Genomic DNA, 23751 nt, shown 5'->3' on the forward strand with positions numbered 1-23751 from the left:
TTATTTAAAAATTATTTGATTACCAATACTTTGCCTTTTAAAAGGTCTTTGTTTCGCGATGAAGAACCCACCATGATGGTAAATGTTCCGGGTTCCACCACGTATTTTGACTGTGCATTGTAATAAGCCAGTGCAGCAACCGGAAGATGAAATGTTACCGTGCGGGTTTCACCTTTTTTCAACAGTACCCGTTGATAGGCTTTCAGCTCTTTTACCGGCCGGGTGGCAGTAGAATAATCATCGCGGATGTAAAGCTGGACGATTTCCACGCCGTCGCGGTTTCCGGTATTGGTCACTTTTACCGATGCGGTAATGGTGTCGTTCAGGTGCACCTGTTTGGGAAGTTGTAAACCGGCGTATTTGTAGGTAGTATAGCTGATGCCGTAGCCAAAATGCCACAACGGACTGCTCGGAATATCCACATATTTATGCAGATAAGCCGACGGCAGATGGTTGTAAATCATGTGAACTTGTCCTACGCTGTAAGGAATGGTGATGGTTAGTTTTCCGGAAGGATTAACGGTTCCTTTTACCACTTCGGCAATGGCCTGTCCGCCAAAAGCACCCGGTTCCCAGGCTTCGATAATGGCCGGGATGTTTTTCTTTATCCACGGCTCGGCCAGCGGACGTCCGTTGACGAAAACGACTACCACATTTTTGTTTTTAGCATAAATTTCTTTGATCAGTTTCAACTGATTTCCCATCAGGTTAAGCGTTCCGCGGTCCACATTTTCGCCACAGTTTTTTTCTTTGTCGTCGTAGCGCAGTGAGTTGGAACCCACCACTACAATTACGGCATCGTAACCGGCGGCTTTGGAAACCGGTTTTTTCAGCAGTTCGTCGTTAGGATGAAGAAGACTCTCGCCGCTGTTGATAAAGTCAACCTGTGCACCGGAAAAGATTTCTTTAAACCCTTCGTAAACCGTAGTTACATGGTCGTCAGGCTGGCGGTAAGCCCAGTCGCCGAGAATGCGCTGGTTGTTGGCATTCGGACCGGTTACCAGGATTTTTTTAGCCCCTTTCAGTGGTAGCAGTCCGTTGTTTTTCAGTAAGATGATGTCTTCGCGGGCAGCACGTAAAGCCAGCTTTTGGTGTGCCGGGGTGAAAAGTGCTTTTTCGGCTTTCTTTTCGTTGACAAAAGGCGAATCGAACAGACCGAGTTTAAATTTGGCATAGAGAATTTTCCGGGCAGCATTATCGATGTATTTTTCGTCTAATTTTCCGGTTTCAACCGATTTCTCGACCGATTTCAGAAAACGGGGACCATGCATGTGCATATCCATACCGGCTTCGATGGACTGCCGGTAGGCTGCGTCGTAACTTGGTGCAGCATGATGCAGGGTATAAATCCGTTCCATGTCCATCCAGTCGGAAACCACAAAGCCCTGAAAACCCCATTCGTTTCTGAGTACGTCGGTCAGCAGGAATTTGTTTTCGTGACAGGGTGTTCCCGAAATTTCATTATGGGCTGCCATGATGGTGTAAACGTGTGCTTCTTCCACCTGGGCTTTATACGGCGGCAGCCACACATTGCGCAGGCGCCGTTCGGAAGCGTCCAGCGGAGCGGCATTCAGCCCGTTGAAAGGTTCACCGCCGCCGGTCATGTGTTTGGCACAGGCAAGGATGTTGTTTTTCCCCCAGTTTCCCTGATAACCTTCGGTAAAATCTACACCGAGACGGGTTACCAGAAACGGGTCTTCGCCAAAAGTTTCGCCGGTGCGTCCCCAGCGCGGGTCGCGGGCAATTTCCACATTGGGCGAAAATGTCCAGTGCATACCGGTAGCCCGTACTTCTGCTGCGGTAGCTTTGGCAATTTGGTACAACAGGCTGTCGTCCCACGAGCTGGACAGTGAGAGCTGTGTGGGATAAACCGTTGCCCCGTAAATCAGAGCATGGCCGTGGATGGCGTCAATACCCAAAAGCAGCGGAATTTTCAGCCGCGACTGCATCGCCAGCCGTTGTAATTCGTTGGCTTCGCGGGCATCTTTTACATGCAAAAATGAGCCGATCTTTCCTTCCCGCGTCAGTTGTTTCAGGTCGTTGATACTCAGATGCGGATACATGCCGTACTGGTCATCCCCTTTCAGGTTTTTTCCTTTCAATTTTTTGATGGACTCACGCACGTGTTCCAGTCCGACGTACTGACACATCTGCCCGATTTTTTCCTGCAGCGTCATCCGTTTCATCAAATCGTCCACCCGCTGGTTTACCGGCAGGTTTGGATTCAGATAGGCCGGCGCTTTTTCTGTTTGTGCCCAAACAGAAACCGAAAGAAAAGAAAATACAACGGCCATTAAAAGACCTATATTATTTTGAAATTTCATATTTAACCGATTAAAGAAAATAAACCAAAAGCATGATAACGACCAGCAGAAACAGAATTAATCCGGTTTGAATCAATGCGTATTTTTTGTCGCTATGCTGCATGATGTCATGTGTAAAATATCCGGTGGCTGATAAAACCAGCCACCGGATAATGACCGTGTTATTCTTCAATTACACCAAAGTCTTCGGTATATTTAAAAGTCAGGTTGTCCAGCATCCATACCGATTTGGTTTTGGTTGCTGAAGCACTGTTGTCGTAGTGCCATTTCAGATAGATTGTTGACTGGGAAAGATCGATGTTTTCCATCAGAGGTGCATCCGTAGTAATGTATACCCCGGAACCAGATGTTGCCCAGTTGGGATCATCAGGAGCCATTAAGTCGTTCCAGGTGATCTGATCGTACGAATATTGCAGGGTTCGCACGGTTTCGGCATAAACCGGATCCTGTTTGGCACCCCAGCCATTACGCTCATCAAACACAATCTGAAGTTTGCTTCCGTTCCAATCGCTGGAGAGTTTAACGGCAGCGATAATCCAGGAATTGAATGTGGCATCTGCGCCATGATATCCTTTGGCATATCCACCGCCATCTGTAAATGATGTGGCAGAAGCTGCATCGGCACCATAAGTAATGGTTCCGTCTCCAAACTCAGCATCGGTGTAAGCGATTTCTCCCCATTTGGTCATGATGGTGATGGTGAACAAATCGGTAAAATCGAAGGAGATTCCTGATGAGTTGGTTACTCTAACGCCTACGACGTAGCTTCCTTCGGGCAGGTTCGCATTGGCAGCAATCGAAACTTTCCCATCGGTGTCAATAGACAGCGCATCTTTTACGGCCTGTGGAACGGTATCTGCCAGAATGATTTCCCATCCGCCGTCAGAGTTCATTCCTGTCAGAACAGGCTTTTGAGAAGTATAAGGCGTTACCGGTGATACGGTTACTTTGTGTAAAGTATCGGTTCCGTTAGATTGTGTGTACAAAATGGCCGGTGGAGCTCCTACATGAACAACAACGACATTTTTGAAAACTTTTACACCGAGATTTGTTTTTGCCAAAATAGTAAGCGTATCGGTAGAATTAGGTGCAGCATCCACTGTTTTATTGATTTTTCCGTCAGAATCAATGGAAAAACCTTTTACAGCCGGGTCGATGGAGTAATCAACAGAAGTAATGGACTGGTCGGGTGATTCGTCTTTGTAAGTGACGGTAGCAATTACTCCTTGCTGCAACACATTGGCATAAACAACCGGATTATCCACTGAGATACTTATGGGAACATCCAGAATACTTAATTTAAAAGCAGTATCTACTACGGCTATTCCGGTGGGATTCGACATGAATACCGAAACCGAAAAAGATCCCGGCGTGATGGAGTTGGTTGTATTGTCATACGTGATAACTCCTGTTGTTTTGTCGATGCTAAATTTGCTATAAATGAAAGATCCTCCATCTGAAGCAATAATTGTGTCGATACCAAAAGTATAAACACCTTCTACCTGGTAGCTTGGCGTGTCTGATTTAATCAAAGCACTGACAGGATAGGATTGCAATGCGTCATATTTCAGATCAACGTTGGCCGTTGTAACGGGCGTGGGATGATAGGGCGTGTAGTCCTCCGGAAATTTCTCGGTACACGAAGTAATGTATAACAATCCCGCAAGGAAAACCCAAATGATATTTTTATTTTTATAAGATAATCTTTTCATGGTCTTTAGTTTTTAATGTCTTCATTGGTGTTGATTTCACTGGCTGGTATGGGCAGGTGCATTACACTTTCGTCATTGTCCAGCAGGGTTACATCAATTTTCGGGTTGAAAGTCGGTGCTGTATTGTGGGGGACAATAACATTTTCGCGGAAAAACTGATATCCGCGTCGGCGGTTATTAAACCAGTCGTGTCCTTCTCCCAGCAGCTCAAAACGGTATTCTTCCATAATGGCTTTACGGAAACCTTCCTGACCGTTGTAATATTCAGCTTGCGGTTTTAATCCCACGCGATCGAGTACCTGGGTTACATAGCCCATTTGTTCACCGTTCTGCAGTTCGTTGGAAATTTCAGCCAGCATCAGCAGCAGATCGGCATAACGGTATACAATGAAGTTTTTGTTATTTACATTAGATGTGTTTTTCGGGTTCTTTTCCCAATATTTATAAAGGTAGGGAAATCCGTTTCCGAAATAGGTGCGGTTAGTTGAAGGATAAACTTTTACCAGTTTATTTCTTTTTACATTGAAATATTCGCTGATAAAAGTCTGGGCAATTCGTGGGTCATTGGGATAAACAGAAGCCTGAAGATCATAAACTTCGGGATTGATTTTCAGACGTCCCCAGGTTTTTCCTTCGGTGGCACCGTAAGCTGTGAAGAGCCGCGGATAATTGCTTGCCTGTATTTCGTTGAACTGCAGTTCAAAGATCGATTCTACAGTGTTGTCGGTATTTTCGTCCCACAAAGTGGCATAATCGCTAACCAGCTGGTATTTTCCATACACTTCTTTGGCTTCGTTGTAGGCCAGTTGCCAGTAATTGGCGTTCGGATCTGGCTGAATGGATTGATCTGCGGTAGCCAGTGTCATATATACTTTGGCTTTTAGCATGCTGGCCGCTTCGGCAGCCGGATAACCTTTACGTTCTTTTCCTTTAGGATACATCAGCGTTTTGGCGATATCCGCATCCTTAATGATTTGAGCGTAAATGTCTTTGGACGGCGATTTGGGCATGTTTATCGTGGATGGCAGCGTGGGAGCTAACCGCAACGGTACATCACCCCAAAGCCGTACCAGATTGAAATAGTTAAAAGCCCGCAGGAAATAAGCTTGTCCCAATACGTCATTCATTCCTTCCTGATCGGAATTTGCCGGATTGTCAATCGGTTTCATGGACGCAATAATGTCATTGGCACGTCCGATGGCCTGATAGCTTTGTTTCCAGACTCTTTCAAGGTGCGGAGTGCTGTTGAGCGGTTGCAAGGAGCATAAATGCACGTTGTCAGATTGTGTGTTTCTGTTTCCTTTTCCCGAGACAAAGAAACCGGAGTTTCCGTAAGTCAGATAAAGGAATTGGTGGGAGTAGTCTCCGTAGTTGACCATGGCGTTATATACACCGTCCAGCGAAGACCGGGCATTGTCAAGCGTGGCATAAGCACTGTCGTTTGACATAAATGGCGGTGTCTCCGTCAGGCTGCACGAAGCCACGAGGAAGGCCATTGTTATTGAAATGATGTATTTATAAATTTTCATGTCTTTATATTTTTTCATTCGATGATTAACTAAAATCTGATGTTAAGGCCGATAATATACGTCCTGGCACTGGGAAAAGCATTCCAGTCAACGCCTTGAATGTTCCCGTTGTAGAGGAAGCTGGTTACGTTCGGATCATACCCGCTGTATCCGGTGATGGTCAGAAGGTTTTGTGCAGAAGCGTAAACATGAAGTTTTTGAACGGTATGTTTTACAGGAATATCGTATCCGATAGTCAGATTGGTAATTCTGAAATAACTTCCGTCTTCAATGATCCGGTCGGTAATAGCCGGGGCACCCTGGTCACCCTGGTACAGTACGCGCGGATAGCTGTTGGACGGTTTGTCCGGACGCCAGGCGTCGTGGTATGCTGCAGGATTTAAATTGCTTTCAGAACCTGTGGCCGTATAATATTCAATGGCAAGTCCGTTGGCAATCTGATTGCCGTAAGTTCCGTATGCCGTTACTGTCAGCGAGAGACGTTTGTAGGTGAAATCCAGATTGAAACCGTAAGTAAAATCAGGATTAGGATTTCCGATAAAGGTTCTGTCGTTCAGGTCGATTTTTCCGTCGCCGTTCAAATCGACAATCTTCACATCTCCCGGCTGGAATCCCGGAAGGATATTCGGATCATCGGCCTGGTAAATGCCATCGGTTTTCCAACCCCAAAACATGCCGATGGGTTGTCCCACCATAAAAATGTTGGCCGGGCAGTGGAAATAGTTTCCGGTGGAAACCGGGTCACCCATGTAAAAGGATGCCATGGTTTCTTTTCCGTCAATATATACCGGAGCATCCGGAATACCGAGATAGAGAATTTTATTGCGGTTGAATGAAATATTTCCGCCGATGGAAAGGTTCATGTCTTTTTTGGCGATGGCTACACCATTTACCGAGATGTCTATCCCTTTGTTGGAAATGGAACCGCGGTTGATCATCATCACCGAATATCCGGTGGAAGAAGGAAGAACCATTTTCTGTAACAGGTCATCGGTTTCTTTATAATAAGCATCTACCGTAGCGGTGAGTTTCCCGTTAAAGAATCCCAAATCGAAACCTACGTTGGTTTGTGTGGTGGTTTCCCATTTTAATTTAGGATTGGCAATATTAACCGGAACAAATGCAATACCGGTAGAGTTGTCTGCCTGTGCATAATAGGCGATATCATAATTTGCGAAAGTCTGGTAAGGCGAAATGGCCTGGTTTCCGGTTTGCCCCCATCCGGCACGAACTTTCAAAAGACTGAAAACATTTAATTTTTTAATAAAACTTTCTTCTGAAGCCAGCCATGCCAGCGAGAAAGAGGGGAAGAAACTGTATTTGTTTCCTTCGGCAAACTTGGAAGATCCGTCAGCACGGAAAGTTACAGTGGCAATATATTTTCTGTCGTAAGAATAATTCAACCGGGTAAGGAATGAATTCATCACCTCGGTAGTTGGAGAAGTTTTTAAAGGAGCCGTAATCAATGAGCCGTATTGCGGGCCGTCTACCGTAAATGTTGTTGTGGAAAAGTCGGTTACTTCGTAAGAACTGTTTACCCGGTAAATTCCGTCGTAAACATATCCGGCCATGGCATTGATGGAGTGTTTCTTTTTGAAAACACGGTTATAGAGGAGCAGGTTGTTCACTACCCATGAGTATTTTTGTAAGCTTCCCATAGACAGCCGTCCGTTGGAAGCAGCACCCTGGAAAGTGGTCAATCCGTACCAGCGTTTTCTTTCTTTGGTCCAGATGTTGGCTCCGCCGGTGATCTGGAATTTGAGCCCTTTAATGGGAAGCTGGTAAGTGGCCCGCAGAGAAGCTTGCGAACGAAGCTGTTTGGAAACATCTTCAAAATCGTTCAGCCAGGAATACGGATTAGAAAGTCCAAGATCGATATCCAGATTTTCTACGTCATCGCCAATGATGGGACTGTAGGTGAGAACACTTTTGATGAAACTCCGGTTGGCACCGGCCTTGTCTCCATCCTGGGCAAAAGTACCTTGACTATAGTAAAGGGACAACCGTCCGTCAATTTTAAATTTTTTGGTAAGGTTTTCGGTCAGGTTGATTCGGAAAGAACCGGACTGCATTCGTGAAGTGCTTACAATACCGGATACATCGGTATAATCGGCCGAAACATAAAAGGTTCCTTTTTTGGTTCCGCCACTAAAAGAAGCCCCAGCAGTATAAGTCCACCCCGGTTTGTAAATTTCATCCTGCCAATTTACGGTTCGGCTGGGAGTTTTGCTGATAACTGGCTGACCGTTTTCATAAGTTACGGTATAAACCTGATTGTTATCAATATAAAAATTGGGATTTTGGCCGTTCATGATGGCCACTTCATTCCGGTACTGGGCGTAGTCAACACCATCTAAAACGGAGAGCTTTTTACTGATGTTGGAGATTCCGGTGGTAAAATAACCATCGATGTTCATTTTTCCGGAACGGCCTTTTTTTGTGGTAATTAAAACCACACCATTGGCACCGCGTGAGCCATAAATAGCAGTGGCCGATGCATCTTTAAGTACTTCGATGCTGGCAATGTCGCTGGGATTTAAACCGGCCAAACCGTTTTGTTTTTCTGAGAGTGAGTTACCGTCTTTTTGGGCCATGGCCGCATCTTCGCCGGCAGAAGTGATCGGTACACCATCGACTACATACAAGGGTTGGTTGTTTCCGCGTAAGCTGTTGATACCGCGAATTTGCACGCTAATTCCCATTCCCGGGTTTCCATTGTTGCTGATTACCTGTACACCGGCAGCACGACCCTGTAACAACTGGTCGACTGTGTTGTATTCGCGGGCTACGTTGGTTTTTACTTTTACCGTGGAAGTAGCACCGGTAACGTCGCTTTTACGCATGGTACCATAGCCGACAACGACGAGTTCGTTCAACTGGTTGTTGATGACATGCATCACCACGTTAATGGTTTTTCGGTTTCCTACATATTTGGAAACTTTTTGGTAACCAATGTAACTGAATACCAGTGAATCCGTTTTTTTTGCCACAATTTTGTAAACCCCGTCTGCATTGGTTACGGTACCGTTGGTGGTCCCTTTAATAACGACGTTTACACCGGGCAAAGAGGTTCCGGACTGTTCAGTTACTCTTCCCGTGACCAGATGTTGCCCGTAACCCGTGGCTGTCATCAGGCTGAGAAGAATAATTGCAAGTAAAGATCTCATAAAGCTTTGTTTTAATTTTTGAAAATAATTTTTTTTGGTAAAAAATGTTAAAATTTCACATGGCCAAATATAGATCAGTAAAAACCGAAACAGGTTTGCCTGTGGTTAAAATAGGTTGAAATGAGGTTTAAATATGGAAAATATTTCTTCCATAAAACGATTGCGGTGTTGTTCGTGATTTGGATGATAATGCTTTGAAATATAAATCGTTAAACCTTATATGATGGGGTGTGATTTTGTACAAAAAAGTTGGATTCCGTACGAAGGCCTGTGTGTAGTAGTCAAGATTATTTTTTTTGATCGGTCAAAAATGATGAAGGAGATTTCCCAAATTGCCGTTTAAAAGATGTACTGAAATATTTGGCATCGGTAAACCCGCAACGGTAAGCCACTTCATTGACATTAAAACGTCTTGTGAGCAATAATTTTTTTGCATGATTCAGGCGGATCATCCGGATAAATTCGGCCGGTGACATGTCGATCAGTGATTTCAGTTTGTGATAAAAAGCAGTACGACTCATTCCTGCAGCGGAGTAAAGCATCCGGACAGAAAGGTCCGGATCGGCAATGTTTTCTTCCACCAGCGTGGTGATTTTTTTTACGAAAGCTTTATCAAATTCATTCTTAAATTCAAATTCCATTCCTTCACCGGTTGTGTGAATAAATTTTTCTTTCAGCGCTTTTCTGTTCAGTAACAGGGTTTTGATTTTTGCCATTAAAATGGAAGAGTCAAAGGGCTTGGTGATGTAATCGTCGGCTCCGGCTTCCAGTCCCTGCAAAATATTCTCCTGGCTGCTGAGTCCTGAAAGCAGGATTACCGGAATGTGCGATGTGGATGCATTGGATTTTATATTGATACACAGCTGGCGTCCGTTCATCCGGGGCATGGCCACATCCGACAGTACCAGGTCGGGCAATTGTTGTTGGACTTTCAGCCAGGCTTCCTGACCGTTGGAACAAACCAATACCTGATACTCTTTTTGCAGCACTTTTTGGATGTAATTTCGTAAATCCGTATCATCTTCCACCACCAGGATTTTTAACTTGTCTTCTTTTTCTGTATTTGTCCCGGTTGATGTCGGGCTTTCCTCTTCTTCAGCAGAATCCACATAAACATCATCATGAATATCGGGTGTTCCTATTGGCAGGGTAAGGGTAAAGGTGGTTCCTTCTCCTTCTTTGCTTTTAAAAGTTAATGAGCCTTTGAGCACTTTGGCCATATCATAGGCCAGCACCAAACCAACGCCGCTGCCGCTGATTTGTGATTTTACCGCATTGCTTGCCCGGAAGAACAGCTTAAAGATTCGTTTTTGTTCCTTTTTGGGAATACCGATTCCGGAATCGGTAACCACAATTTGCCAGGTTTTCTGGTGTTGGATGATGCGTACATTAACAAATCCGCCGGGTTTGTTGTATTTGATGGCATTGGAGAGCAGATTATTCAATATTTTGTCCAGCAATTCAGGGTCGCAGTAAACTTCTAGCTTGTGCAATGCGGTTTCCAGATTTAATTGTAATTGATGTTTTTCTGCCAGCATCCGGAAAGCAAAGATTTTCCTTTTTACAAAAGCAACGGCATCCATACGTTCTGGACGGACATTTTTGATTTCGTCAATTTTTTTGAAATCAAGAAAGCGGCCGATTTTGTTTTGTAACTTTTGGGCGTTTTTCAGCGCCATGTTGAGTTTTTCGGTAAGGTTTTCGTCTTTGCTTTCGCGAATCACATCGCCAATGGGAGCCTGAATGAGAGATAATGGCGTTTTAATTTCATGGGCCATGTTCACCAGGAAACGGAGCCGTTCGCGGGCGCTGTGCATGTCATGCATCAGTTTGTTGTAGTATAAAACCAACAAGACAATGGCGATAATAAGAGCCGCATAGAATAAAAATGCCCAGGGCGTTCGCCAGATTGGCGGGCTGATAATTACCCGGATGTCGCGTTCTACAGGCATCCGTCCGGAAATGGCAAATGGTTTCAGGCGTACTCTGAAAATATAATCTCCCGGTGGTACATTGGAATACGATGTCCGGCCCACCGGCGAAACCGGCGACCAGGTTTTGTCATATCCCTCCAGTTTCCAGCTGAATCGTGCCTGTTCAGGATGGATAAAATCGATGTTGGTAAAGGTAATGGTAAACGAATTTTCGTTGTATTGTAAATGTAATGTCCGGGCATCATTAATCGGACGGGTAAGAATTTTTCCGGATGCTCCGGTAATCTTTTTCTGATTCACATAGAGCCCGGTAAAAATCAGATTCATCGTAAGATATGGTTTACCTAGCGTAGCCGGATTGAACATGACTACGCCGTCGGTACCTCCAAAAAGTAATTGCCCGTCACGGGTTTTGCAGGATGCATTGTAGCGGAACTCTCCGGGAACGGCACCATCGGATGCAAAATAATTTAGAATTCCCGAATCGGAAGGATCGATGCGCGATAACCCTGTGGCTGTAGCGGCCCACAGTTTTCCGTTGTCATCTTCCTGTAGTGCGTAAACATGGTTGGAAGCCAGCCCTTTTTCCTCATTAAAAAGCTGTAATATTTTCCCGTCCAGGTTAATTTGGGCCAATCCTCCGCCATCGCTGCCTATCCAAATTCGTTGGCGGTTGTCCACCAAAAGACAAGTAATTCGGTTCAGTTTGTTTTCAAAGGCAAGATGTTTTTTAATGTCGCTGGTGTTTTTGTTGACTATAAAAAGGCCACGTCGGGTGGAAATGAGCATTTTATCCAATGGGTAAGGATGCAGGTCGGTAACTTCGGGGAGCGAAAACCGGTCCAGGATACGGGTGTTGAAATGGTAAGACAATAACCGGACTTGGCGGCCCGACCGGCCTGTCCAGAGTGTTTGACTGTTATTGTCGAAGTACATGGCTTTCGGATTGCGGATGTGCAGGAGAATTTCGGGCAATGGGGCGTATTTTTTTTCTGCCGGACCGTAAATTTTTAAGTTGTTCAGAAAATATCCTACCCATAAACTGCCGTCATCTGAGTGGGACATGGCTGTGACAACCCGGTTACGTCCGGCATCGGATATTTTTCCGAGTCGTTGCCAATGGTTGTGTTTTCGGTCCCAGAGAGATACATCTTTTTCTGTTCCAAAAGCCAGCCATCCGGGCTTGGGCTCCACAATGGCACGTACTACATTATTCCGGAGTGATTGTGTGTTTCCCTTTTCGCGCCGGAGCATCCTGAAATGGGGAAGTAACGGATTCAGAATATCCACGCCTCCGATATCCGTAGAAATAAAATAAACATGTTCACGGCCGACGAGGATGCCGTAGATGACATTGGAGCTGATGGATTCTTCATCGTCGGGATTGTGTGTGTATTGCTTGATGACTTCGTTTTTTCGTAAGTCCACCAGAAAAAGTCCGGCGCCATCAGTACCCACCAGCATGGTAGTGTCGTTGCCTTGTACAATGTCCCAAACCGGATATTTTTTAATGTTCACGTTGCAAAGGCTTTCCTGATACCGGTTTTTTTTCAGGTCAAAATAGTAAAGTCCGGTATTTTGGGTGCCAAACCAGATTCGTTTATTAAATGCATCGTACGATAACGCTCTGACCTGTACGTTTTTGCCCAGTTTTGGATTCCATTTTCCCATCTGGCGGGTTCTTTTAAAGTCTTTGGAGAGCCATAAAATGGCGTTGGTTGTACCCAGAAGGTATCCGTCACCATAGGAAAGAATGCCACGGACATTTTTTTTTACCGGTGTCGGGATGAATTGTTTTCTGTCATAATCGTATACCACAAGCCCGTTGGGGGTGCCCAGCAACAAGTGGTGATTGTTGTCGAGAAAGGCTGCTGCCACATATTTTCCGTTGTAAAAAGAAAAAGCTTTTACCGGATTAAAGCGATCCTGCAGCCGGTTCAGCCGGTACACATAACCCCGGTTGGAAACCACAAAAATATTGTTGCTGGTGTCGATGAGCAGATAATTGTATGAAAAGCCACGACTGGCAATTTCTTCCAGTTTTTCCAGCGGATAATGAACAAAGTGTTTCCCGTCGAAGCGGTCGATGCCGGCACTGGTGGCAATCCATAAAAAGCCTTCTTTGTCTTCCACTGTTCCGTAAGTCCGGTTGGAACTCAGCCCGTCTTTCCGCGATAAATGCCGGAAACCTTCAGCATAAGAGGGGATGCCGGTCAGAAATAAAAAAGCCAAAAATCCGGCAAATAATAATCTGGACAAATATTTCATTTACGGCACAGGGATTTTGTTTTTTTAGTAAGACAAATATATATCATTTTTTTACAGCTATTTTGGATTATCCTGTTTTATGGCGTTTAAATGATTATAAAATAGCATATTGAAAAAACAGGGTTTGTTTTCCCGGTCAATAGTTTTTAGGGTGTCTTTGAATTCGGGAAATTACCCGTTGATTTTTGAAAGCAGTTTCCGGGCTTCCTGGTCGTGAGGGTGGTTTTTAACCCATTGTTTCAAATAATGGACGGCTTGGTTTTTCTTTCCGTTTTTCAGGTAAAATCCGATTAATTCCGAAAGATATCCCGGATTTTCCGGTTCCAGTTGATAAGCCGACAGGAAAGCTTTTTCGGCTTCGGGCATCCGGTGCAGATATTGCAACACTTTAGCCAGATTCAGAAAAATACGCGGCCGGTCAGGCATTTTTTCAGAAGCCGTTTTCAGATAACGTGCCGATGCATCATAATTACCCATTTCGGCTTCCAGCAATCCCAGCGAATAGTAAGTTTCCGGTAGTTCGGGATGGCTTTTTATGACTTCTTTCAACAGCTTTTCAGCCTTGTTGTTTTCATGTAATTTATTGTAAACGATGGCGAGGTTGACTTTGGCCGGATAAAACTGGTTATCAATACGCAGGGCTTCTTCAAAATTTTCCCTGGCTTTTTGCAGGTCGCCCAGATTGGAATAAAGCACGCCGAGATTATGCCGGCTCGGTGCAAAATCGGCCGAATAATCCATGGTTTCCACATATTCTTTTACGTCTTTCCAGAACGAGGTTCGAAGCGTTGTATCCATCTGTTTTACCGGAATTTGCGATAGCCGCAGTACAGCTGAAAGACGTACCAGACGTGTGGAGTCATTCAATAAAGGTCCCAGTGTGGTGATCATGTCCTGTACGCTGGTCGGGACAAAAGCTTTTACCGCTTCATTACGCACCATGGGATTCGGGTCTTTTAATTTTTTTCGGATGGTTTGTTGTGCTGGTACCGAAGGCGGAATTTGTCCGAGATACATTACGGCAGAAGCCCGGATAATGGGCGTTGTCATGCTGTCGTGGATAATGTGCAACAACTCGTGGCTGGCAGTAGTGTCCCCTTGTAAAACTTTTTCAAAAGTTTCGCCAAACTGATGCGGATGTTTTTTGCCATACCATCGTGCGGCAAAGCTGGCTGCCCATTGGGCTGATTTATCGGTATGACACTGACTGTTACAGGCATTAGGCGTGCCCAGTTTCACACTTAAATCGGGTCGCGGAATACGCATGCTGTGGTCGCGCCGGAAATCCACGCCCATGTAATAACGTCCGGGCATGTGGCAGTTGATGCATTTAGAACCTTCACCCACCGGAATAATTCTTTTGCCGTGGTCAAGTACCAGTGGCTTTCCTTTTTGTCCGGGAAACTTATGGTGGGTATGACTGAAAGTATCGTACACCTTTTTTTGATGGCACTGTTCGCAAAGCCGGTTGTCGCCGTTGTATTTTACTTTCAGGCTGTGTACATCATGACAGTTGGTGCAACGTACTTTTTCGTGGTACATGCGGCTTTGCGTAAACGACGAATAAACGTAATCTTCTTCTTTAATCTGGCCGTCCACAAAATAAACCGGTTCCACGGGCAATTGCGGCGCCATGATGTTGAACATATCTTTGTGGGGATAAATAAAATCACCAAACGAACTCCGGCGGGCATGGCAGTAAGCACACTGTCCGATGAGCTGGTCGGCGGTCAGGCTGTCGTCATGGACGCGCAGCGCATAGTTCGGATATTTTTTTCGCTCGTTTTCCGGAAGCCTGGCCCATTTTAAATGCTCAGAAGCCGGACCGTGACAGGCTTCGCAGCTTACGTTGATTTCTGACCAGGTGGTGTGGTAAACATGGGTTTTCGGATTGTAGTTTTTCCGCAGGTTGGTCGAGTGGCATTCGGCACACATCCCGTTCCAGTTTTGTCCGTTGTTGGTCCAATACAGCCAGTCGTCAGGAGCAATGGTTTCGCCTTTGTGCAGCGAATCGGTCAGGTCGTACCAGCATTTTCTTTGCGTATCCCAGGCTATTTGCAGACATTGCAGCCGTCCGCTGTCGAACGGGACAAGATATTGTTGCAACGGCCTGTATCCGAAGGTGTAGGCAATCTGAAAATCGCCTGGCTTGCCACCGGGGCCAAGGGTATGCACGTAAAATTTTCCGTCTTTTTTATACAACCGGTTTTTGAAACCGTGATGCATGAAAACCGCATTGTTGAAATTGCCCAGAACCGTTTTGTCTGTTGCGGTATCCATGGCATGAGCATGGTCAGATGTTTTCCACGAAGTAAATTCTTTCGCATGACAGCTTACGCAGTTTTTATTTCCTACAAAAGAAGCTTTGGCCACATCAATGTGGTTTGAATTCCCGCAGGAAGAAAGTAAAACGGAAGCGACGAAAAGAAAGCCGGGAAAAAAACGGAAAGGATGATTCATGTTTCTGGATAAAGCGCAATTTAGGCAACAAAAGTAAAGAATCCCATCGGTTTAACAACCGGAAATAAAAGAAATTTATTCATATTTCAACGCATCTACCGGTTTTTTCCGCACTGTCAGAAGAGTCTGCAACAGAACAGTAACAAAGGCAATGAGTAAAACCAGTAAAATACCGGCTACGAAAAAACAGATATGCAAATGAATATGATAAGCAAAGCTGTTCAGCCATTTTTGGAGGAAAAACCAAACCACCGGAGAAACCAGTAATCCGGCAATTAAAACCAATAGCAGGTATTCTTTAACCAGCATCAGCACAATTTGTTTTTCGGAACCTCCCAGTACTTTGCGGATGCTGATTTCTTTGGAGCGCTGTTCGATAAGGAAGGATGACAGTCCTGATAATCCTAAAGCGGAGAGCAGGATAACAAATAAGGAGAAGTACAGAAACAATGAAAGCATTTTCTGGTCGCTGTTGTACAAAGAGTTAAGCTTTTTATCCAGAAAAGTATAATACATGGTGTAGCCTTTGTTGTATTTTTCCCATACCTTGTGCAGGTATCGCAGGGCCTGTTCTTTTTGGCCGGGACGGATACGGATGATAATGTATTGCATAAACCGGGGCCTGAAAATGAAAATCAACGGTTCTACTTTCTGGTGAAGCGATGAAAAATTAAAATTCTTCACTACTCCGATAATGACAGCCGGTTTGGTGTAAGGGGTATAAAGATAACTCCCGACGGGGTGCTTCAGATGGAGAAACTGTACCGCTGCTTCATTTATAATAAAAGGTTCTACCGAATCATTGGTATGGGCAGCCGAAAAATTTTTCCCTTCCAGAAAAGGAATTTTTAACAAATCGAAGTAGTGCGGTCCGACAAAAAATCCGTTGAGTGTTTGCAGGTGTCCTTTTACGGTATCGGTTTTTACCAGGATTTTGTCGGTCAAGTAGCCGGGTAAATTAGAAGCCGTGGCTACTTCCTGAATTCCGGGGCCTTTTTTCAATGTCTGTACAAAAGCTTTGGCTCTTCCCCGGAAAGCCGTGTCGGCCGGCCGGTTCACAATAAGGACGTTGTTTTTATCGAATCCGGGTGGTTTGTTTTTAACGTAATGAATCTGGGCGGCCATCACCAGGGTGGCAATAATAATACCGATAGCCACAAAATATTGAATAACCACAAGAACTTTGCGCAATCCGGTAGCCGTGAAAGCCTGCCGTTTATTTTCCCGAACAACCAGGGCTTGTCCGCGAAGCACTTTCGCCGGGGGCAGTGAGGTAAGAATGATGGCCGGTAAAATTCCGCTGGCCAGTGCCAGCATAAGCATAAAAAGAAAAAGTAAAAAGCCGAATACCAGACCGGTTCCGGTAAAAAGACTGTCAACCAGCGTGATTTGTTTGTCAACCAGTTTGTTGAATGCCGGCATTAAAATTTCGACGATGCTGAGTGACAGGATGAATGCTGCAAAAGTAATGATGACCGATTCTGTGATATACTGGGCAATCAGCTGTTTCCGTGCGGCTCCCATTACTTTTCGAATACCAATTTCCCGGATTCTTTTCAGTGCCCGTGCCGTGGCAAAATTGACGTAATTGATGGAGGCCATCAGCAATATGAAAAAGGCGACCACGACGAAAATATAAAGGTAGGTGATGTTAATGTTTGAGTGGCTGTCGTAAAGCAATCCTTTAGAAAAATGAATTTTTGACACCGGCTGAAAATGAAAACGGAGATAGCCGGTAATTTGAATTTTTTGCTTTTTGACAAAGTGGGTCATGGCCGTATCTGCAAAATAATCGATCCTTTCGGTCAGCTTTTGCCGGTTTACGGTATCTGCCAATAGGGTGTAGGTATAACAGTTCATCCAGAACCAGTTGGTTTCCAGCTGTTTTTGCTCTCTCTTATTGAGTGATGTAACCGATATGATGGCGTCAAATTCAAGATGTGAAGGATGTCCGCGGGGATCAAAAACGCCGGTTACGGTATAGGTCCGGATACTGGTTCTCAGTTTTTTGCCGATGGCCGGCTCGTTTCCGAAAATTTTTTGTTTCATGGCCAGCGACAGCACCATGCTGTTAGGATGCACCAAACAGCTGTCCGGATTGCCTTCGGTAAAAGGGTAGTTGAAAATTTTGAATACGCGGGCATCGCCGATGGTCAGGTTGGGAATGTCGTACACTTTGCCGTGGTATTTTACCGAAGAAACATCATTTTTGTCTGAAGGATCGGTAAAAAACAGGCGGGTGGATTCGATGATGCCCGGGAAATTTTTTTTCAGCCGGTCGGCCAGCAGGTACGGAGTCAGCGCCATTCGTTCGGCCTTTCCGCCGGTTGAGTAAGTTTCGTTTATACGATAAATATGGGGATAGTTTTTCCAGCTTCTGTCGTAGTACAGCGCATTTTCAACGTAGAGATAAATGAAAACAAAAGCGACAATTCCAATGGATAATCCGGCGAGATTCAGCAAAAAATAATTTTTCTGCCGTATCAAAACCCGGAATGCCATTTGGAAAAAGCTCTTCCACATAAAATTAAATTCTGTTGAGGTTTTCACTGATAATTTGTCCGTCGAAAAGATGGACAATCCGGCGGCTGTAACTGGCGTCGTGGTGCGAGTGGGTAACCATGACGATGGTCATGCCGTCTTTGTTTAGCTCGTTGAGCAGATTCATCACTTCTTCGCCATGTACAGAGTCCAGGTTGCCGGTGGGTTCGTCGGCAAGCAACAAGCGGGGACGTCCGATAATGGCACGGGCAACTGCGACCCGTTGTTGCTGTCCTCCAGAGAGTTGGCCGGGAAGCAGATCTTTCCGGTGGGTTATTTCCAGCCGGTCTACCACTTCGGCTACCCGTTTTTTTCGTTCCGATTTTTTTACTCCGAGGTAAATCAAAGGCAACTCGATGTTTTCCCAAATGCTTAGTTCTTCAATCAGATTGAAATTTTGAAATACAAAACCGATATTTTCTTTACGTAACCGGTTGATTTGTTTTTCGCGCAGTTGGTAAACATCTTTTCCCATAAAAAGGTAGCGTCCGGAAGTAGCGGTGTCGATCATTCCCAGAATATTCAGCAGTGTGGTTTTTCCACATCCCGAAGGGCCCATAACCGAAACAAATTCCCCTTCTTCTACCCGCAGGTCAATACCAGCCAATGCCATGGTTTCCATGTCGGCCGAACGAAAAATCTTTTTTAATTCGTGTACTTCAATCATCATTTTTTCAGGTTCCACAAAGGTAATCTTTTCTGTACAAGGGAAACAACCGGTTATTTTACCGGTAACTTTTTCTGTATTGGCTTTACGAAATCTGTGCCACAAGCAGTAAGTTGCTGATTAGTAACTTGTTTTGAATATTTTAGTGCTTCGTTGTAACAAAAAGTGTTCGAAAACGTTCATTTTTTAGAGCAAATGAACATTTATCCGTAATTTTAACCCAAAATTAATTTCCCTGAAAGATGACAAAAGTAAATGCCCGTATTCTGATTGTGGATGATGATCCTGATATTCTACTTGCGGCTAAAATGTTTCTCCGCAAGTATTTTCATATTGTTCATACCGAAAAAAATCCGGCGCACATCCCTGATTTGTTGCGTAATGAAACATACGATGTTATTTTGCTGGACATGAATTTTTCGCGTGATGCCAACAGCGGAAAAGAAGGTTTCTACTGGTTGAACAAAATTCTGGAGATCGATCCGGCAGCCATTGTCATTTTTATTACCGGTTATGGTGATGTGGAACTGGCGGTACAGGGAATAAAGGAAGGCGCTACGCATTTTATCCTGAAACCATGGGATAACCAGAAGTTGCTGGCGACCATCGAAGCCTCGCTGAAGATCCGGGTGTCGAAGGTGGAATTGGAAAATCTGCGTTCGACCAACAAATTATTGGTAGCCGATCAGGATCATGTTTTCAGTAATATTATCGGACAGTCGAAAGCGATGGAACGGGTGTTGAAAACGGTGGAAAAAGTAGCAAAAACCGATGCCAATGTGTTGATACTCGGGGAAAACGGAACCGGAAAAGAAGTGATTGCCCGTGCCATTCACCGGGCATCGCCCCGTAAAGACAATATGTTTATCAATGTGGATTTGGGAGCGATTACCGAAAGCCTTTTTGAAAGTGAATTGTTTGGTTATAAAAAAGGTGCGTTCACCGATGCCCGCGAAGACCGGGCCGGCCGTTTTGAAGCGGCCAATCACGGAACCCTTTTTCTGGATGAAATCGGAAATCTGCTTCCCGGTTTACAGTCGAAATTATTGAGTGTTCTGCAAAGCCGCAAAGTGGTTCGTTTGGGGTCACATAAAGAAATTCCGGTGGATGTCCGGTTGATTTGCGCTACCAATATGCCGTTGTATGAAATGGTAAAAGAGAATAAATTCCGTCAGGATTTGCTTTACCGGATTAATACGGTGGAGATTACCATTCCACCATTGCGTGAGCGGGTAGAAGATATTGAACCGTTGCTGAACCATTTTCTGGAGATTTACACCAAGAAATATAAAATGCCCCAGAAACGGATTGGTCCGGGAACCCTGAAAAGGTTGCAGATGCACAGCTGGCCCGGAAATGTTCGTGAGCTGCAGCATGCCGTGGAGCGGGCGGTGATTCTGAGTGAAGGAAATATGCTGGAGCCGCAGGACTTTTTTATGAATGAAGTGCCGGAAAGTACAAACGAGATTTTCCCTGTGAATATGAATCTTGAAGAAACCGAAAAAATGTTGATCCGCAAAGTGGTGGACAAACATGGCGGTAACATCAGCCGGGCGGCAAAAGAACTGGGACTGACACGGGCTTCGCTTTATCGCAGAATCGAAAAATATGGTTTATAAAAAATTCAGGGTGCAGGTCGTTTTACGTATCCTGCTGATGGTCTTTACGTTGTTGTTGATTTTTGCATTGTACCATGAGCCGGCTTACCGTATCAGTACCCTTATTCTCTCGGTATTGTTCATTGCCCAGGTGATATTTCTTATCCGGTACACCGAACAAACCAACCGTAAACTGGCCCGTTTTTTCTCTTCTATCCGCAATGCCGATTTTATGGGCTCTTTTATGGATGAAAGTCCGGGTAAAAGCTTTGATGAATTAAACCGTGAGCTGAACGAAGTGATTGAAGCTTTTAAAAGGACGAAAACCGAAAAAGAAGAAAATTTCAATTATCTCCTTACGGTTATTCAGCATGTGAGTATCGGGGTGTTGGTGTATTCGCGCAGCGGCAAAGTGGATGTGTATAACAATGCGGTAAAGAGTTTGTTGCAGGTAAAACATTTGCGTCACATTCATCAGCTTTCACCGGTTTCGGAAGAGTTGAGTAAGACGCTTTTAGAAGCCCGTGCGGGAGAAAAAAAGCTGGTGAAAGTGTTTGTCGGCAATGAATTGCTGCAATTGTCCATTCATGCCACCGAGTTTTTGATGCATGGCGAAAAATATCTTTTGGTTTCGTTGCAGGACATTCATCCCGAGCTGGAACAAAAAGAGGTGGAGTCGTGGCAGAAACTGATCCGGGTACTTACCCATGAAATTATGAATTCCATTACGCCCATTTCGTCACTGGCTTCTACGGTACAGGATATTTTGCAGGAATTTCAGAAAGAGAAAGAATCGTTTACCGAAGAAGAAAAAGAAGACCTTGAGAACATGGCCAGTGCCCTGGCCACCATTGAGCGGCGGAGTAAAGGACTCTTGAATTTTGTGGAACTTTACCGGAATCTGACCCGGATTCCGAAGCCGAATTTTCGTTTTTTCCCTGTTGCCGATTTGTTTCAAAGAGCATTGGAGCTGTTGGAGCCGAAGCTGACGAAGTATGATATCCAGATCAATACGCGGATTTTTCCGGGAGATTTAAAATTACTGGCAGATCCCGATTTGGTGGATCAGGTTTTAATTAACCTGTTGCTCAATGCCATTGATGCGGTTAAAGATTCGGAAGTCAGACAGATCAGCCTTACGGCTTCGGTTAATCTGAATAACCGGACGCTGATTGAAGTGGCCGATACCGGAATCGGAATCAGCAGAGAAGCCCTGGATAAGATATTCATGCCTTTTTTTACATCGAAAAAGAATGGCTCGGGAATCGGCTTGAGCCTTTCGCGGCAGATTATGCAAATGCACAAAGGAAGCCTTTCCGTACGTTCAGCCCCCGGAAAAGGAGCCACCTTCATTTTGGTATTCTGACCGGGAGTCTGAGGATGTGGGGATGTTTGATTTTAGATGGATGATGTTGAAATCAAAATATTGAAAATTAGCTGCTTTGTCATACTATTCGTAGGTCCTGCCGAAGGCATTATTTTGTGACTACGAACGAGAGGATATTCATTGATTTTTTGTTATGCTGAACGCAGTGAGGCATCTTCTTTGCTGCAGATTGTTTTAACGAGTTCCTTCACTTCGCTGTGCTCCGTTCAGGAGGACAAATTTTTTTTGGGGAAAAGGTTTTAATCTTCAATTTCGTCATTTAAGAATTTCCATTCAGGATTAAATTCATTGATTAATTTCTCCTTTTTTCGTCGTACCCATCCTTTTATTTCTTTTTTCCCTGTCAATGGCATGTTGAATATATTCAAAGCGTTCATAATAAATAAGATGGTAGCAATTGTATTTGCCTGCAAAAGAAGTTTTAGTAGTTTTTGCATTTTCCTCATGTTGTTCCAGCCGATAAGGTAAATTGTTGGTTACGCCGGTATAAAGTACGGTTTTATTTTTGTTGGTTGTAATGTATACAAAGTAGTTATGGGTTCCGATGGGTTTCGTTTTTTTGTTGATTAGATGATGTTTACAAAAATAATATTTTTATAATCTCATCATTTTGTCTCCCATAGGAGTCTGCCGAAAGCATTATTTCATGACTACGAACGAGAGGATATTCATTGATTTTTTGTTATGCTGAACGCAGTGAAGCATCTTCTTTGCGCAGATTGTTTTAACGAGTTCCTTCACTTCGCTGTGCTCCGTTCAGGAGGACAGTAGTTGTAGGTAAAATATTTAATACCATGATAGCTCATTATTCATCGTTCTACATTTATCCTTTCCCAATAATCAGTAACTGATGACTATTTTTTTTCCACAAAGGGAAAGACAAAATTTCGAAGGTGCAAAGGGGAGGTAATACGAAAGTGAAATTACGTACTTTTGTAGAAATAAAAAAAGTAAATGAAGGCTAAGATTTTTCTTCTGATGCTGTTCTTTTCTGTTTTTGCGGTGGTATCCTGCAACAGCCGGACAGCAGATAATAAAAAGGCAGATAACAAGAAAGATGCCGTATTGATTCCTGATTTTAATGCCGATTCGGCGTATGCTTATGTGGCTGCGCAGACGGCTTTCGGCTCGCGGGTGCCCGGTACGCCGGCACATGCGGCCTGTGAGCAGTGGATTGTTCAAAAGCTGAAAAAGTTTGCCGATACGGTGGTGATACAGAAATTTAAAGCCCGCACTTACGATGGGGTACTCCGCAGCGGAGAAAATATTATCGGTTTTTTTTTGCCGAAAAAACAAAAGCGTATTTTGCTGATGGCGCACTGGGATTCGCGTCCGTTTTCGGACCACGACCCCAACAAAGCCAACTGGAATAAGCCGATTATGGCAGCCAACGACGGTGCCAGTGGTGTTGGCGTGTTGCTCGAAATGGCGCGGCAGTTTCATCTGCATCATCCGGATGTGGGAATAGACATTGTGTTTTTTGATTTGGAAGACTGGGGACCGCCGGCGTATCTGCATTTGCAGGGAAAAGAAAACAGTTGGGCCCTCGGCGCGCAGTATTGGGCGCATCAGGCGAAAAAATCGGGCTACTCGGCCACCTTCGGCATTTTGCTGGATATGGTGGGGGCAAAAAATGCTACTTTTCTTAAAGAATATTACTCGCGGCAGTATGCCCGTTATTACGTGAATTTGATTTGGCGGACAGCCCGCGGCCTGGGTTACGATAATTATTTCCCCAATCGTGATGGTTATCCTATCGACGACGACCATTTATACGTGAATAAAATTGCGGGCATTCCGTCGGTGGACATCATTCAGCTTGACCCGGACAGTCCCAACGGTACTTTTTGGAAGTACTGGCACACGCAGGGGGATACGCTGGACAAAATTGATAAAAACACCTTGAAAGCAGTGGGACAGGTGCTGCTGACGGTAATTTATTCCATGTAAAGTTTGTTAGAATTGAAGATGCTTTGCTGCATTTTGTAGGATGCTATTTTTTGTTATTTCTTATTACTCGTCCGCGTTGCAAACGCGGACGATGATTTACTGTGGACTTTGCAAGAGGGATAGGAACGGCAGCCCGCAGGCCGGAAGGCCGTGAGGCTGCGGAATGCCGGCGCGACAGGTGAAGCGCCCGGCAGCCGCATAGTCCGAACGGCTT

At 44.7% G+C, this 23751-nt stretch carries 12 protein-coding genes and 1 pseudogene; 3 read left to right on the plus strand and 10 right to left on the minus strand.

Annotated elements, in window-relative coordinates:
- Positions 1 to 11: 11 nt before the first annotated feature.
- The 9 genes from LA303_RS05325 to LA303_RS05365 form a co-directional block, all read right to left on the minus strand.
- Positions 12 to 2294 carry a glycoside hydrolase family 3 N-terminal domain-containing protein gene (locus LA303_RS05325; protein ID WP_240526888.1) on the minus strand — a complete coding sequence of 761 codons (2283 nt, stop codon included), beginning with the start codon at positions 2292 to 2294 and terminating at the stop codon, positions 12 to 14.
- A gap of 40 nt (positions 2295 to 2334) precedes the next feature.
- A complete protein-coding gene (locus LA303_RS05330; RefSeq protein ID WP_240526889.1) occupies positions 2335 to 2496 on the minus strand; it encodes a hypothetical protein in 162 nt (53 codons plus the stop codon).
- Positions 2486 to 4036, minus strand: a complete 1551-nt coding sequence (locus tag LA303_RS05335; RefSeq protein ID WP_240526890.1) for a hypothetical protein — start codon at positions 4034 to 4036, stop codon at positions 2486 to 2488. The genes LA303_RS05330 and LA303_RS05335 overlap by 11 nt, the downstream gene beginning before the upstream one ends.
- Before the next feature lie 5 nt (positions 4037 to 4041).
- Positions 4042 to 5565, minus strand: coding sequence for a RagB/SusD family nutrient uptake outer membrane protein (locus LA303_RS05340; protein ID WP_240526891.1), 1524 nt, complete (start codon positions 5563 to 5565; stop codon positions 4042 to 4044).
- Between the two features lie 29 nt (positions 5566 to 5594).
- Positions 5595 to 8732 (minus strand): SusC/RagA family TonB-linked outer membrane protein, encoded by a 3138-nt coding sequence (locus LA303_RS05345; protein ID WP_240526892.1) that lies wholly within the window; start codon positions 8730 to 8732, stop codon positions 5595 to 5597.
- A 287-nt stretch (positions 8733 to 9019) separates the two neighbouring features.
- The gene (locus LA303_RS05350) at positions 9020 to 12934 is read right to left on the minus strand and encodes a hybrid sensor histidine kinase/response regulator transcription factor (RefSeq protein ID WP_240526893.1); all 3915 of its coding nucleotides are present in this window, start codon (positions 12932 to 12934) and stop codon (positions 9020 to 9022) included.
- Positions 12935 to 13105: 171 nt separating this feature from the next.
- Positions 13106 to 15394, minus strand: coding sequence for a tetratricopeptide repeat protein (locus LA303_RS05355; protein ID WP_240526894.1), 2289 nt, complete (start codon positions 15392 to 15394; stop codon positions 13106 to 13108).
- Between the two features lie 75 nt (positions 15395 to 15469).
- Positions 15470 to 17857, minus strand: coding sequence for an ABC transporter permease (locus LA303_RS05360; protein WP_240526895.1), 2388 nt, complete (start codon positions 17855 to 17857; stop codon positions 15470 to 15472).
- 64 nt (positions 17858 to 17921) lie between these two features.
- The gene (locus LA303_RS05365) at positions 17922 to 18602 is read right to left on the minus strand and encodes an ABC transporter ATP-binding protein (protein ID WP_240527115.1); all 681 of its coding nucleotides are present in this window, start codon (positions 18600 to 18602) and stop codon (positions 17922 to 17924) included.
- Positions 18603 to 18844: 242 nt separating this feature from the next.
- Here LA303_RS05365 and LA303_RS05370 point away from each other — a divergent pair, with 242 nt between their 5' ends.
- Positions 18845 to 20221: a sigma-54-dependent transcriptional regulator gene (locus LA303_RS05370; protein WP_240526896.1), complete on the plus strand. Its 1377-nt coding sequence runs from the start codon at positions 18845 to 18847 to the stop codon at positions 20219 to 20221.
- Positions 20211 to 21566, plus strand: a complete 1356-nt coding sequence (locus LA303_RS05375; protein ID WP_240526897.1) for a sensor histidine kinase — start codon at positions 20211 to 20213, stop codon at positions 21564 to 21566. Before LA303_RS05370 ends, LA303_RS05375 begins: the two co-directional genes overlap by 11 nt.
- A 260-nt stretch (positions 21567 to 21826) precedes the next feature.
- On the opposite strand, the pseudogene LA303_RS13585 reads toward LA303_RS05375, so the two are convergent.
- Positions 21827 to 22133, minus strand: a pseudogene (locus LA303_RS13585) (GIY-YIG nuclease family protein).
- Positions 22134 to 22541: 408 nt separating this feature from the next.
- On the opposite strand from LA303_RS13585, the gene LA303_RS05385 reads away from it, so the two are divergent.
- Positions 22542 to 23537 carry a M28 family peptidase gene (locus LA303_RS05385; protein ID WP_240526898.1) on the plus strand — a complete coding sequence of 332 codons (996 nt, stop codon included), beginning with the start codon at positions 22542 to 22544 and terminating at the stop codon, positions 23535 to 23537.
- Positions 23538 to 23751: the final 214 nt, after the last annotated feature.

Origin of the sequence: Candidatus Sulfidibacterium hydrothermale (assembly GCF_020149915.1) — a bacterium.
Taxonomy (GTDB): Bacteria; Bacteroidota; Bacteroidia; order Bacteroidales; family F082; genus Sulfidibacterium; species Sulfidibacterium hydrothermale.